This is a genomic window from Staphylococcus sp. AS1337, from assembly GCF_051408735.1.
Taxonomy (GTDB): domain Bacteria; phylum Bacillota; class Bacilli; order Staphylococcales; family Staphylococcaceae; genus Staphylococcus; species Staphylococcus xylosus_B.
Genome location: NZ_JBOIHZ010000001.1, coordinates 362,314 through 377,468, shown reverse-complemented (window position 1 = coordinate 377,468; position 15,155 = coordinate 362,314). Strand labels below are relative to the sequence as shown.

Below are 15,155 nucleotides of genomic sequence, written 5' to 3'. Positions count from 1 at the left end.
AACGACTACATAGCCTTTAATAAAAATGGCAAACTATTCTCTCTAATGACTGAATTATTTATTCTTTTCTGCTTCTCTTAATTCGATACGTCTAATCTTACCTGAGTTTGTTTTAGGTAAGTCTTCTACAAACTCTATAGCTCGTGGATATTTGTATGGTGCAACGTCTTGTTTTACATAATCTTGAAGTGTTTTGACTGTAGCATCCGTTGCTGATATACCCTCTTGCAAGATAACAAAGGCTTTAACGATATTCCCTCTAATTTCATGTGGGCTAGCAACTACAGCACATTCTTTTACATATTCATGTTTTGTAAGTGAGTCTTCTACTTCAAATGGTCCAATTGTATACCCTGAACTGATAATAATGTCATCTTTACGTCCTTCAAACCAGAAATAACCATCCTCATCTAATTTGGCTAAATCACCCGTGATATAATAATCTCCTATTCTGGGTTCAGCAGTACGTTCAGGGTCTTTATAATAACCTTTAAATAACGCCGGTAAGTCTAACGGCACTGCTATATTACCTACTTCACCTATTTCTGCTAGTTCACCATCATCATTAATGACAGTAACATGACTACCAGGAATTGATTTACCCATAGATCCTGGACGGCTTTCTGTATCTTTCAAGAAACCAATTAACAAAGTGCTCTCCGTTTGTCCATAACCGTCTCTCACTGTTAGATTAAAATTAGTTTGGAATTTTTCTACAACTTCTCTATTTAAAGGTTCGCCTGCAGAGACTGCACTATGCAAGTATTCTAAGTTATAGTCCGTTAGATTAGGAAGTTTTGCCATTAAACGATATTCAGTAGGCGTACAACAAAGGACATTAATTTTATAATTTTGTAGTAATTCTAAGTATTTCTCAGCGTTAAATTTACCATTATAAACAAATGCCGTTGCTCCTGACCCCATAATTGATAAAAATGGACTCCATACCCATTTTTGCCAACCAGGCGCTGCAGTAGCCCATGCAATATCGTCTTCTTTGATACTCAACCAATGTTTAGGCGCCATTTGCATGTGTGCATAACCCCATCCATGTGAATGTACCACAGCTTTCGGATTACCTGTTGTGCCAGACGTGTATGATAATAAGGCAACATCATCTTTAGATGTGTCGACAATTTGTAATTGATCTGCTTCTTTGGCTGATTCTGAATCGACCGTATACCAATCATCATACTCTCCGCCAACAATAAATTTCGTTAATGTGTTGTATTCTTTGACTGCTTTAAATTCATCAATACTATCAGCAGTTACTACGATAGCTTTGACCTCTCCATGTGAAATTCTATATTGTAAATCTTTTGTACGTAACATTTCAGAGCTTGGAATAACTACAATGCCTAATTTCAAAGCAGCTATGTAAATTTCATACGTTTCAATAGAACGTGGCATCATTACAAGTACTTTGTCACCTTTTTGTAAGCCATGCTTTAAAAACATATTGCCGACTTGGTTAGCATTTTTCACCAATTGATTATATGTGATTGAATGTGTTTCCCCCTCAGCATTTTCAAAAATAATAGCTTTTTTATTTTCATCAGCTGTATATTTTTCGATTTCGCTAACGATATTATACGTATCTGGAGCGACTAAATCTTTTTTATTCATTATTAACTCTCCTTTAATTCTAAATCTATAATTATCGTATTTACGTATGTATGCAAACACAAACCATAGATCATACTTTCGTTAATACAAAGTAACCCTATTACTCAATAAAACCATAATTCTAATCCTTCTTTATCTAAAAAGATACAATTATGACTTTATTAATATCAATACCTTCTTATTATAATATGTTACTAGATATACTTAAAGCCTAACCAGATTTGCGAAGTACTTGATTCTTAAAATATCGCTAATTCTTAAATAGCTTTGACATTTAGGATATATCTCATGTAGTATTTCTAGCATACAGTTGTAAAATGTTATCGAAAAACGAGGTTAGAACACAAATATATGTCGTAACCTCGAAAATGATGCTTATTTCAGCGCATTATATTTATGTTCACTTCCAAATATTCTACTATAATTTTCTGTTTTCATAAGTTTTATTGATGAAATTTATTTTTCACAGTTCAACATTTAGCTTTAAATTGTTCTTAGTGATATAATATAAAACTGTGTAATTTTTAATGAAAGAAGTGATACGATTGAGTTCAAATGATACTTTCCATGTTGAAAAAAGAATCCCCTTATTTATTGTGCTACTGTCTGGGGCATTTATTACGATTTTGAACCAAACGTTACTTGGTACAGCATTACCGCCAATTATGAAAGATCTCCAAGTAACTGAAAGCACTGTACAATGGTTACAGTCTGTATTTATGCTTGTAAATGGGATTATGATTCCAGTAACAGCATTTTTAATCGAAAGATATACATCGAGGCAATTATTCTTAACTGCCATGAGCATTTTTGCTGCAGGTACCTTACTCTGTGCAGTAGGCTCAGACTTTTCAATGTTACTTATCGGACGCGTCTTACAAGCAGCAGGTGCTGGTATTATGATGCCATTGATGCAAACAATTCTATTTTTAACTTTTCCTAAAGAAAAACGTGGTACTGCAATGGGACTCTTTGGTCTCGTAATTGCATTTGCACCCGCTATAGGTCCTACCTTATCAGGTGTATTAGTAGAACATTTATCATGGAGAAGTGTTTTCTATGTTGTATTCCCTATCGCAGTTATTATTATTATTGCGTCAATTTTCCTATTGAAGAATGTAACCGAAACTTCTCATCCAAAATTAGATACACCATCAGTAATTCTATCTACACTAGGATTTGGTGGACTATTATATAGTTTCAGTTCTGTAGGTGAAGCAGGTTGGAGCAGCGTACAATTCATAGCGCCATTAATCGTAGGTATAGTTTCATTGGTTGTATTTATTCGTCGTCAATTGAAGCTAAAAGAGCCTATGCTTGAATTTAGAGTGTTTAGTTACAATGTCTATACATTAGGTACAGTATTAAGTATGTTTGTATTCGGTGTATTAATTGCTACAAACATTATATTGCCACTATATATGCAAAATATGTTACAGTTCTCTGCACTAGAATCTGGTCTTGTCTTACTACCAGGTGCAGTAGTCATGGGCCTCATGAACCCACTTACAGGCTATTTATTCGATAAATTCGGTGGAACTTGGTTAGCACGTATCGGGTTACTCGTATTAGTAGCGTCATCCGTACCATTTACTGTACTAACAGCGCATACTACCTTTACTTATCTAGCAATATCTAACGCCTTACGAATGATTTCTATCGCAATGGTTATGATGCCTATGACAACGTTAGCCATTAATCAATTACCAAATCATCTCATTGCACATGGTACTGCAATGAACAATACTTTCAGACAAATGGCAGGTGCCATTGGTACAGCATTATTTATCACATTAATGTCTGTATCAGCTAATCCAAGTGATGGCGTCGAAGGTATCATCCATGGTGTAAACGTGACATTTATGGTTGCAACTGGTATTTCAGTAGTTGCGTTGATTTTATCAGCTAAACTTTCCGACGATAGTAAACCAGCTCGTAGAACATTATAAAATCTAATAATTTAAAACATGGATAAAAAATGATAAAAAATAACACTTTCGAAAAGTTCACTGCACATTGAACTTTTTGAAAGTGTTTTATTTTGCAAAATAGTAGATTACAACGCAATACATAATCAACAAAACTAGTTAGCATACGCTAGGTATCTTAACTTTATTAACCTTTAACAGATAATCTATTAATCGCAATTTCACCTAATGATTTTGCAGATACCAAGAGTGCATTTTCATTAACTTCAAACTTAGGATGATGATTCATATAAGGTTCTTCTATATGTTCTGGCTTACAACCTACAATGAAAAACGTCCCTGGTATTTCTTTTAAATAATAAGCAAAGTCTTCTGAACCTGAAACTGCAGGAATTTCAACTAAATGTTTAAAATAGTCTCCCTGACTTGTTGATAAAATGTCAGTTACCGCTTGTGTTTGATTAGGATGGTTGTATAATACTGGATAACCAAATTGATAATCTAAGTCATACGTAATATCGAATCCTACTGCGACACTTTTTGCGACTTTCTCAATTTCTTCATACATAAATTGTTCTAAATCATCATTAAGATAACGTGCAGTACCTTTAATCGTTACTTTATCTTGAATGACATTAGCGCCACCTGGTGCATCGAAAGAACCAACAGTAATAACACCCATCTCTGAAGGATCAATACGCCTAGACACAATTGTTTGGAGCGTATTTACAAAATTTGTTCCCGCTACTAAGGCATCGTGTGTCTTATGCGGGCTTGCAGCATGTCCACCTAATCCTTTGATTGTTAATGTGAACGTTGAGCTTCCAGCAAAAGCATTTCCCGTATTATAACCAATTACTTCTGGACCAGCGACTGGCACAACATGGATACCATATACTTCATCTAAATCACTTAACGCACCTGATGCCATAATTTGCTGTGCGCCACCTGGAGGCATTTCTTCCGCATGTTGATGAATAATTTTAATTGTGCCTGGCAGTTCATCTTTAATATCAATTAGTGCGTCCGCTAAACCTAGTAAATAAGCCGTATGCGCATCATGACCACAAGCATGCATTACACCTTCATTTATTGATTTAAAAGGTACATCCGCTTCTTCATGTATAGGTAAAGCATCAAAATCTGCACGCAAACCTATCGTATTACCAGGTTGTTGCCCTTTGATTTCTACAATAATTGCATTACTCTCAGCAACCGGTTGTGTGACTACTACATCTTTATCCTTATAAAAAGCTTTGATATACTCTGCTGTAGCATTTTCTTGGAAGGACAACTCAGGGTGCTGATGCAAATAACGACGATGCTGAATCATGTCAGCTTCCTTCTGTTCTAACTTCTCAAATAATTTTTCTTTCACATTCATAAACATTCACTTCTTTCGATTAAATTTTAAAACACATTACTGATTAATAAGTTTAAATTCCAAAGAGTATTAATTCAAACATAAAATAACATTTTATAAAATTTCTAGTTATTTTCAATCGAATTTAGTGAAATTAATTACCAAAACGAACATATTTTCATTCCACACCTTAATTTCTTAAGAAACTTTAAGTTCTACTGTCGTTTCTTTTTTATGAATGATATACATCATAGCACTAGCAATGATTACCATCCCAAAGCCAAAATATGGTGTCATTGTAATACCAAAATGATTTAGTACAAACCCACCAATAACAGATCCTAATGTGATTCCAATATTAAATGAAGCAATATTTAAACTTGATGCAAAATTCGTCGTCGCTTTGTTTCTACGTTCAGCAAAAAGTACCACAACCAGTTGTAGTCCTGGTACATTCATAAAAGCAAATAGACCCATAAGTAATACAATTAATGTACCTAATACGTGATGCGTAACGGTTATACCTACAAGTAATAAGACTAGTGCTTGGACCAAAAATATACCTATAAGCACTTTAGTGGGTTGATTATTTGTTAATTTGCCTCCTAGTGTATTCCCGATTGCAACCATTACACCATAGATAACTAATAAAACTACAACGGCGTCATCACTATAATTTAATACATCTGTAAGCATGGTCGTCAAATAAGTATATACGACAAATGTTCCGCCATAACCTAATGCTGTAATTAAATAAATCATCATTAAAGATTTATTTTTAAATACAGTTAATTGTTCTAACATTGAAGCTTGTTCATATTCATTAAGATCTTTAGGGACAGTAAATACGTTAACGATTAAACTGATTAAACCAATTAGCGCAATTGTAATAAATGAAGCTTCCCATCCAAATTGTTGGCCAATCCATGTCCCTAGAGGTACACCGGTAATAGTTGCAACAGTCAATCCCGTAAACATCATTGCAATAGCGCTTGAACGTTTGTCTGGTGTTACTAAATCACTGGCAATAGCAGTCGCTATAGACATAAATACTCCGTGCATTAATGCAGACAGCATACGCATAGCCAACAACATACTCAAAGTTGTAGCAAAGGCAGCGAGTCCATTTGCGATAATAAATATCAACATAATACCTATAAGCAAATGCTTGCGTTTCATTCTATTAGTTAATGGGGTAAGTAATGGCGCACCAATCGTTACACCTACTGCATATAATGAAACAGTTAAACCAGCCAAAGAAATAGTTGTATTAAATGAATCTTTAATTAACGGTAATAAACCAACACTAATAAACTCCGTCATACCAATTGCAAAAGCTGACATAGCTAAAGCCAAAATAGCAAATTTATTTTTTTTCATAGTTCATTTTCTCTCCTTAATTTTATTGATTGTGTTACTATATATCACACATGCAAGAAGAGGAAGTACGCACTTTAAAGTAATATAGGTACCTTTTAGTACCTATAAGGAGGAAATCATATGAGTAAAACATATAATATAGGCGTTGAAGCTACAATTGACGTCATTGGTGGTAAATGGAAGCCTGTCATACTATGTCACTTACAAAATAATGGCTTAATGCGAACTTCTGCATTAAAACGAGCGATACCAACTATTACTCAAAAAATGTTAACCCAGCAATTACGTGAATTAGAGAAAGACGGCATTATCAATCGTATCGTTTATGACCAAGTTCCGCCGAAAGTTGAATATGAACTTTCTGAATATGGTCAAACACTTGGTAATATTTTATCTTCCTTATGTTATTGGGGAGAATTTCACGTAGAAAAAATGTATGAACAAGGTGAATCTGTCACATTGAACCAACAAGACTTTATTAATATTCCAAATGCCTAATCAAACAATTTAACTCGGGCTTCAAGAGCTATAAACAAATTTCTAAAGATAGTACTTAAGCATTCGGACTAATTAATGATGGATTACTACAGTAGAGGAGTATTTAAAAATTATGAAACTTGATGAATTTGAAATAGATGATGTATTTACTACACCACCTAATAAGATAAGTGAGAAAGATATTATCAACTTTGCCCAAGAATTCGACCCACAATATATGCATTTGGATAAAGAAAAGGCTACACAAGGTAGATTCAATGGCATCATTGCTTCAGGTATACACACATTGTCCATTTCATTCAAATTATGGATCGAAGCAGGTAAGTATGGTGAAGATGTAATCGCAGGCACACATATGGATCATATTAAATTTATCAAGCCCGTATATCCTGAAGATGAACTTTACACAAAAATAAAGGTATTGAAAAAACAAGCTACGAAGCGCGACCAAGGTTTACTCACAGTATTATTATCGACATTTAACCAATACGAAGACAAAGTTTTTGAAGGAGAACTGACAGCATTAATGAAACGTTAATGATTTTGAGCATTAATATCTCACTAATCATATACTTAGCTGAAACATATCCAAATGACTAAATAATAATGATTCGCCTTCATGCCTATACAGTACCCATTAAAGATTACATATTTCATTCATGTGTGTTCATATAAAAATTAATCATAATTTATAATTATTTTTCATTGCTATTTCTATATAATCATAAAAATGTAAAAATTAATTATTTACTAAAGGAGATATTTATATGAGTATCCTATCAATTATTTTAGTTTTATTAGTTGCCGCAGAGTTTTTCTATATCATGGCCTTGCAGACTTTTGCTACAACTTCTGACAAAACGAGCAATTTATTTAAAATGACTAAACAAGCTCTACAACAAAATAATTTAAAAACACTTATGAAAAACCAAGGCGTTTACAATGGCCTTTTAGGCGTATTCTTACTATATGCTTTGTTCTTTTCAAACAATGCTAAAGAGTTAGTTACTTGTATATTAGTGTACATGATTATCGTTGCGATATATGGTGCCGTAACAAGTCAAAAATCTATTTTATTAAAACAAGGCGGCTTACCAATCCTATCCTTAATTTCATTGTTATTTTAATGTCTAGCATCCATGAACATACCATTACAACATGCCGATGAAAATGATAAAAACTACATTCAGAAATCAACAGCAAGATATGTTAAATTGGTTCACACAATACAAAAACTTGCACCGTAATTCTTGAAACTTCTCAATTCAGCTTGCTTCAAATAAACTAGCAGACAAATAAAGGCGAGAATATAACACCAATAATTAATGTTGATGTCATATACTCGCCTTTTAATATTTACTGATTATTTACAACTGAGCACTATAAATCTCGCTGTTTAAAACCGCTAATACCTATGATACACATCATTATTGCAATAATAGTTAATATCATCAGTGGCAATAATTTAAAATTATCTACCGGTATATTTGGAATATGATTAAACGGTGTAATGTCTTTCATCCATGCTTTTACATTTAATAAAACGCCTAAGTAATTTACTACAAAGGTGTAAGCTAAATAAAGATATACTAAATTTGTAAACTTAATACTCCAACCTATAACCAAAGTACCAAGTCCTACAAAAACTAATATTGCTGGGATAAAGACCATTGCTGATTGCATAATCGTTCCAAAATCAATTACATTTTCTAATGAATAAACTTGCCCTACATATAAACCTAGAGCAGCTAAAAAAATCATAACTATAGCGTTAATAATACTTAAAATCAAGAAACTAGATAAAAAATTGATTCGTGATACTGTGTTTGCTAATACAAGCATCGCATAACCCATATCAATACTCTTTTTAATTTTAAACAGTGCCATCAATGATGGTATTGTGCTGATTAAGCTCATAACTAACATCAATTGTGGCAAAAATTGTTCAACATAATTATTACCTTTATCGGAAAGCATTGATTGTAATAATGGATTGTCTTTGAAAAAACTATCTAAATCGCCGAAGATAGACCCATAGGAAAGTCCGAGTACGAATAACCCGATAGCAAAATAGCAAAAATCCGCTTTTTGCAATTTTATTTGTAATCCTAGTGACGATTTCATGTACCACGTGGCACGTTTTCTACTTGGTAATTGTGGTAGCATCTTAGCATTTATATCTCTAATATGATTTAGTACTAATGCGATAACATACATTAAAACAGTCACAACAATCATGGTAATCACTGGCCACCAGTTATTTTCTGAAAAAGCATAGACTCTAGATAACCACCCCATGGGTGAGTACATTGATATTTGTTCATTGGCTATATCACCAAAAGCCCTAACTAAATACATCAATAACAAAACGGCAATACTCATACCTGCCGTTTCTCCACCTGATGATACAAGTTGTGCGATAATCATCGTTAACGCACTAAACATTAAACCGAAGACACCCATACTAAAACCATAAACTAAGGCACCTGAAAAATCTATAGAATTGGTATTCAAGCATGTAAGCCCTACCACAAATAATATAGCTAACAAACCATTGCTAAATATACTCATCAATAAATGACTTATTAATGGTGCATGTTTCCCTATTGGTAATGCTTTTAAAATTTCTGTTCTACCATCCGCTTCATCCCCACGTATATCTCTAGCTACAATGAGAATATTCATAATAGCCACCATAATACCCGTAAACAAAGTCATTTCATGCGCAAACAATACACCAATATTAACATCGTTAAAATCTCCTGGCCCTAGCATAACTTCCATTGCAGGGTTCTTCGACATTTCTATTATTGGTCCCATCTTCGATTCATTAGGATACATGTTTTCAAAAGCTGGTGGGATAAGTAATGTTAAAATAGTTAAAAGTGTAAGCCATAGAAAAATTTTGAATTTATTACGCTTTAAATAAAAAGACAAAAGTTTCGGTGTTTGGAATAATAATGCCCCCATAATTATTCCTCCTCTTCACTATGGTTATCATAATGACGCTTGAATAATGCTTCTAAAGTTGGTGGCATAGATTCCAATTTCTTAACATCGTATTTCCCTAAGTATTTAATTACATCTGATACACAATTTGCATCTACTTCAAAGTGATATGTTGGATACGCTTGCTGAATATTATGAACACCATGCACTTGTGATAAATTTTCTAATTTTTGTTGTGACTCGACGATAAACTGCATGCGTGTTAAATGTCTCATTTCTTCTAATGTTCCCGTCTCCACAACCTCACCATTGCGAATAATACCCACGCGATCACACAATTTTTCTACCTCACTTAAAATATGACTGGAAAGCAATACACTTTTGTTGTCCCTTTTAACATCCCTTACACATTCTTGAAACACGTCTTCCATAAGTGGATCTAGACCTGAAGTAGGCTCATCTAATATATACAAACTTGCATCTATACTAAAAGCAGTAATCAAAGCTACTTTTTGACGATTTCCCGTTGAATAAGCGCTACATTTTTTGGTAATGTCTAACTCGAAACGTTTAATCAAATCCTTTTTCTTTTCATGGTTAGCATTAGGATGTAAATGTAAAAAGAAATCTATAATTTCGCCACCAGTCAAGTTTGGCCATAGATTAACATCTCCTGGTACAAATGCAATATTTTTGTGAACCTCAACAGCTTCAGTCATTGCATCTTTCCCAAACACTTCAATTAAGCCTTGTGTTGGTTTCAACAAGCCTAATATAGATTTAATCGTCGTAGATTTCCCCGCACCATTTGGACCGATAAAACCGTAAATCTCCCCTTCGTTTAATTCCATATTCACACCATTTAAAGCATAGAAATCACCAAATTTTTTTGTTAAATTCTTAATTTTTAGAATAACCATCGTATCACCCATTTTTATCAATTTTCAATTCATAAAATTAAATTTATTTGAACGTGATTATTTTATAAAAGTATGTCTTATTACTACGATTAATTGTGTATATGTTCATTCTAACCATTGTATTTTATTGTTTCGTTTCCAGATGTCCGTTCTCTTAAATCATATTCAATTTCTTCTAAACTTCGTCCTCGCGTTTCTGGCAAATATTTTATTACAAAGTACATTGCAAATATACCAATAACTGCAAAAATCAAGAATACCCATTCTGTACTTAATGCATTATTTAACACTGGAAATAGTTGCGCAACAAGTAATGTACCGAAATTTAATACAAGCGTTGCTAAACCAGTAGCTGCACCACGAGCACGCATCGGGAACATTTCTGGCAACATAACCCAAAGGATAGGCCCCCAAGTTAAACCAAAGAATACAATAAATAGTGATAAACACACGATAATAATACCTGCTGATGATGCGATACCAATTGTCCATATTAAGATTGCCATAACAAGTAATGAAGCTACCATCCCGATATTTCCTGTTATCAACAATTTCTTACGATCAACTTTATCAGCTATAAACACCGCTATAATCGTTACAAGCACATTTATCGTCCCAATTCCTACGGTCCCTAAAATAGACGTTGCTTCGCCTAACCCTGCTTTACTAAAAATAGTGGGTGCATAAAATATAATCGCATTAATACCTATAATTTGTTGGAATAATGCAAAAATACATCCAATTATTAATGTCGGTCTTAACCAAGGAGATTTTAAAATTGTCCAAGTTGACTCTGAAATTGCTGATAGTTCTTTCATCTCTTTAATTTCTGTATTAATCTCATTATCATCATTAAATGTAATTCTCATAACATCTCTTGCAGCTTTTTCATTCCTGTGCTCCAATAACCACCTTGGACTCTCAGGCATAAATGCTATACCAATTAATAAGATGACAGATGGTACTATTGCTAAACCTAGCATCCAGCGCCATCCCTCTATATCGGCAAAAGCATAATTAACGAGGTACGCTGCTAAAATTCCAATCGTAATCATTAATTGATTCAATGAGCCTAGCGAACCGCGATAAGCTGTTGGAGCCATTTCTGATAAATATACAGGCACTGTTGCCATTGATCCACCTACAGCTAGACCAATAACAAGACGTCCAAACACAAGCGTTGGCATGTTTTGCGCAACCGCTAATATTAATGATCCCACAATATAAATAATTGCAATAATTAATACTAAACGTCTTCTCCCGATTCTATCCGATAAAGGTCCACTCCCACCAGATCCAATGATTGCACCTATAAGCATGGATGAAACGACAAGACCTTCTGTAAAACTATTTAATGGAATATCGTCATTTATAAAAAGCAATGCACCTGAAATAACACCATTATCATAGCCGTATAGTAAACCGCCAAGTGCTCCTAAAATAAATATTAAACTCTTATTTGCTTTCAATTTCTAACCCCCCCCTTTAAAATTATGTCTATTATATTCTTAATATGTAAGCGTTACAAATATTTATAAATTATTATATTAATAACTTCTACTTTTAAAATGCTTATTATTATATATACGATATATCAATAAGTTTAAAACTTATAATTTAGGAAATTAAATAATATATTATGATTTTAAGGGGTGAAGTGTAATGCTTTTAAAAGAAGAAATTAATAACTTAGAAAAATATGATGGTACAACAGAGAACCAAAAAGTATTTTCAATTTATTTAAATACACATCCTGACCAAGGCACAAAATGGAAAATTGAATTAAAAAATGCACTAAAAGATTTAGCTTATAGAACTAAACACAGTGACGACCATGAGGAAAAAAATCAAGCTAAAGAAGTCATTAAAAAAGTTGAAACAGAAATTCAAAGTGTAGAACCTGAGTTAAAAAGAGGCCTTATTCTATTTTTAACTGCAGATGAATCATTATTATTTAAAAAATTAACTCATATCTCTTTAGATACTGAGTTTAATTGGGGAGATCAACCTAAATTAGATCAATTGAAATCATTACAAGGAAACTATCCTTATACTGGTGTATTAGTTTTACAACAAGACAAGGCGCGTTTAATTGAAACAGAAATAGGTACCATCGTTAAAGAAAAAGATTTTATTTTAGATTTAGACACAGACGATTGGCGTGAACACCAAGGACCACAAGGTGACGACTTTACACAAGGCGGCTCAAAAAGAGACGAGTTTAAAGAAAGAGTCAAAGCGAACCAAGAACGTTGGCTCAAAAATTTAGCTTCTACTGTAGAAATAAATGCTAAAAGAAATGAATGGAAACAAATTTATTTAGCAGGAGAAAAAGAAGAAATAGAAAAACTACGTACTTTATTTAATAAAGATATTGATAAAGTGATTACCAGTAACATCTTAAATTTAAACGCTACTGAAATTATAAATAAAGTTAATGAAGAATAACAAAAATGGGGGCAATATAGAAATCAAAGTGTTTAGATGATTTTTATATTTGCCCCCATTATGTTGCTTATATATTTTTAATTTGATTAATTTCTATGGTTCGCTTACGTTTTAATTTTTAAAACTTACAATATGATTTCTCAATTATTCGCCTTTACAGCTTTAGGTTCTCTACCGATATATATTGATTGAAGCATTATATATAAAACAAGCAAGCTACCCAACGTATCTGTAAAATAGTGTGCTTGTAGATAGATTCTAGAAATCATAATAGAAATAACTAATAATACACAGATTACCGATAATATTTTGCTATTTTTTAATAATAAAATAAGACTTACTAATAAACAAACACTTAAAACATGCATACTTGGAAAACTATAACCATCTATATCTATGTTTGGTCTCGGGCGTTGGATAACGTACTTTAAAAATGTGCCTATCGCAAATACACTAAAACACCAAAAACCATACCACCAAAATTTAACTTTATTAAAGAAAAACAACACAAGTAGTATTAGTAACACCATGATCAAACAATTCAGAGGAGAAAATATCGCAGAAATAAAAGACAAATAATGAACTAATATATCGGCTGTGATTAATTGATGTAACCAATGATAAACAAAAGCATCTAAGCCATCCGTTAAACCAGTATGTATACATAAAACTAAGAGCATAAAACATATGCTAACTAAAATCATATTCGCGTAATTTTTCATTTAATAGCCTTCTTTTCTTTATTAATATTTCGAGCTACTGCAAGCAACGCACCGAATGCAATACTTATACTTAACATCGATGAACCGCCATAGCTTAATAACGGTAACGTGACACCTGTTAATGGTATAAGGCCTGAGACACCTGCAAGATTGATAAACACTTGCATAAATAAATAACTAACAACACCTACACAAATTAACTTATAAAATTGATTTGTGGTTTTATTCGCATAAATCAGTCCTTTAAACAAAATAACACCATAAACTATTAATGTGAATAATACACCGATTAAACCTAATTCTTCCGCTATTACAGTAAATATAAAATCTGTATGTGGTTCTGGTAAGTATCCTAATTTAGCAATACCATTACCTAAGCCCCGGCCTGTAAAACCACCATTTCCTATAGAGGTCAGCGCCCCGGTTAATTGGTAACCATCTCCACTTTCATATTTAAATGGATCTAACATAACCTTGAGTCTTTTTAATCTATATAAATTTTTAGAATCAAATATCAATGTATAAATAATATAAAAAACAATGGGAACCATCGTAATCATCATAATTTGAAGTTTAATTTTATTTTTTATATCTGAATAAATAAGTATAGAAGTAATTATAGCTACTGTTAGCAATGTGCCACCTAGGTCCCCTTGCATCAACACAAGTAATAAACCAACACCTAGCACACCTAATGGAGGAATCATATGTTTTAAATGATAATCTCGAGAACTCGAAATACGTCGGTTAATTATGTATGATAGATAAAAAATTGAAGCTAACTTCAAAAATTCCGAAGATTGTAAGCTGAATAGTCCTAAGTTAATCCAGTTTCTCGAACCATTGATTTCTTTTCCAATCAGTACTGTAATGAGTAATAAACATAAAGTACCTATAATTATAAGCTTTTGTATATTGCTCTTTTTTAATACATTTATATTGATAAAAGCGCCTATGAAAATAATGGCTAAAAATCCAATTACTACAAAGAGAAATTGCCTTTTCATAAAATGATTACTTTCAATAGGTACACCGCCTGTAAGAGAGCCTTTAGAAGCTGGCACCATACTGGCACTGTAAACCATTATTACGCCTAAAATGCCTAGTAGCAAAAAACTTATAATTAAAATATAATCTAATTCCTTGATATGTTTACGTATGTAAGTTAAAAATCGTTTCATGTCTGCACCTCATTATGACTGTCAAAATATAGTAAAACACAAATTTAATATTAGCTCAATCGTACTTTAGGCTTATCTAATTTGAATTCTTAATATTTAATTATTTGAGTTTTATTCAATTATTATATATTTATCTATAA

General features: G+C 32.7%; 13 protein-coding genes. 5 read left to right on the top strand and 8 right to left on the bottom strand.

Annotation, left to right across the window (positions count from 1 at the left end; genetic code table 11):
- Window positions 1-54 precede the first annotated feature (54 nt).
- Window positions 55-1,626 (bottom strand): acyl-CoA synthetase MbcS, encoded by a 1,572-nt coding sequence (mbcS, locus tag ACSUE0_RS01700; RefSeq protein ID WP_436955796.1) that lies wholly within the window; start codon window positions 1,624-1,626, stop codon window positions 55-57.
- 527 nt (window positions 1,627-2,153) lie between these two features.
- Between mbcS and ACSUE0_RS01695 the strand changes: the two genes are divergently transcribed.
- The gene (locus ACSUE0_RS01695) at window positions 2,154-3,575 is read left to right on the top strand and encodes an MDR family MFS transporter (RefSeq protein ID WP_119614183.1); all 1,422 of its coding nucleotides are present in this window, start codon (window positions 2,154-2,156) and stop codon (window positions 3,573-3,575) included.
- A gap of 166 nt (window positions 3,576-3,741) precedes the next feature.
- Here ACSUE0_RS01695 and ACSUE0_RS01690 read toward each other — a convergent pair whose 3' ends face one another.
- On the bottom strand, window positions 3,742-4,938 hold the full coding sequence (locus tag ACSUE0_RS01690; protein WP_436955794.1) for an amidohydrolase: 1,197 nt from the start codon (window positions 4,936-4,938) through the stop codon (window positions 3,742-3,744).
- Between the two features lie 177 nt (window positions 4,939-5,115).
- Window positions 5,116-6,297, bottom strand: coding sequence for an MFS transporter (locus ACSUE0_RS01685; RefSeq protein WP_119614181.1), 1,182 nt, complete (start codon window positions 6,295-6,297; stop codon window positions 5,116-5,118).
- A gap of 120 nt (window positions 6,298-6,417) precedes the next feature.
- Between ACSUE0_RS01685 and ACSUE0_RS01680 the strand changes: the two genes are divergently transcribed.
- The 3 genes from ACSUE0_RS01680 to ACSUE0_RS01670 all read left to right on the top strand — a co-directional run bounded on the left by ACSUE0_RS01680 (window position 6,418) and on the right by ACSUE0_RS01670 (window position 7,922).
- Complete coding sequence (locus tag ACSUE0_RS01680) at window positions 6,418-6,795, top strand: winged helix-turn-helix transcriptional regulator (RefSeq protein WP_107530293.1); 378 nt, start codon at window positions 6,418-6,420, stop codon at window positions 6,793-6,795.
- Between the two features lie 112 nt (window positions 6,796-6,907).
- Window positions 6,908-7,333, top strand: a complete 426-nt coding sequence (locus ACSUE0_RS01675; protein WP_119614180.1) for a MaoC family dehydratase — start codon at window positions 6,908-6,910, stop codon at window positions 7,331-7,333.
- Window positions 7,334-7,562: 229 nt separating this feature from the next.
- Window positions 7,563-7,922 (top strand): DUF1304 domain-containing protein, encoded by a 360-nt coding sequence (locus ACSUE0_RS01670; RefSeq protein ID WP_436955791.1) that lies wholly within the window; start codon window positions 7,563-7,565, stop codon window positions 7,920-7,922.
- Window positions 7,923-8,175: 253 nt separating this feature from the next.
- Here the strand turns inward: ACSUE0_RS01670 and ACSUE0_RS01665 are convergent, their stop codons facing one another.
- The 3 genes from ACSUE0_RS01665 to ACSUE0_RS01655 all read right to left on the bottom strand — a co-directional run bounded on the left by ACSUE0_RS01665 (window position 8,176) and on the right by ACSUE0_RS01655 (window position 12,133).
- Entirely contained in the window at window positions 8,176-9,765 is a 1,590-nt protein-coding gene (locus tag ACSUE0_RS01665) for an ABC transporter permease (RefSeq protein WP_436955789.1), read from the bottom strand.
- A 2-nt stretch (window positions 9,766-9,767) separates the two neighbouring features.
- Window positions 9,768-10,664, bottom strand: coding sequence for an ABC transporter ATP-binding protein (locus ACSUE0_RS01660; RefSeq protein ID WP_436955787.1), 897 nt, complete (start codon window positions 10,662-10,664; stop codon window positions 9,768-9,770).
- Window positions 10,665-10,774: 110 nt separating this feature from the next.
- Window positions 10,775-12,133, bottom strand: coding sequence for a sugar porter family MFS transporter (locus ACSUE0_RS01655; protein WP_119614176.1), 1,359 nt, complete (start codon window positions 12,131-12,133; stop codon window positions 10,775-10,777).
- 193 nt (window positions 12,134-12,326) lie between these two features.
- Between ACSUE0_RS01655 and ACSUE0_RS01650 the strand changes: the two genes are divergently transcribed.
- A complete protein-coding gene (locus ACSUE0_RS01650) occupies window positions 12,327-13,112 on the top strand; it encodes a VLRF1 family aeRF1-type release factor (protein WP_436955784.1) in 786 nt (261 codons plus the stop codon).
- A 140-nt stretch (window positions 13,113-13,252) separates the two neighbouring features.
- On the opposite strand, the gene ACSUE0_RS01645 is transcribed toward ACSUE0_RS01650, so the two are convergent.
- Entirely contained in the window at window positions 13,253-13,834 is a 582-nt protein-coding gene (locus ACSUE0_RS01645; RefSeq protein WP_436955782.1) for a phosphatase PAP2 family protein, read from the bottom strand.
- Window positions 13,831-15,015, bottom strand: a complete 1,185-nt coding sequence (locus ACSUE0_RS01640; protein ID WP_119614651.1) for an FtsW/RodA/SpoVE family cell cycle protein — start codon at window positions 15,013-15,015, stop codon at window positions 13,831-13,833. The genes ACSUE0_RS01645 and ACSUE0_RS01640 overlap by 4 nt, the downstream gene beginning before the upstream one ends.
- Window positions 15,016-15,155: the final 140 nt, after the last annotated feature.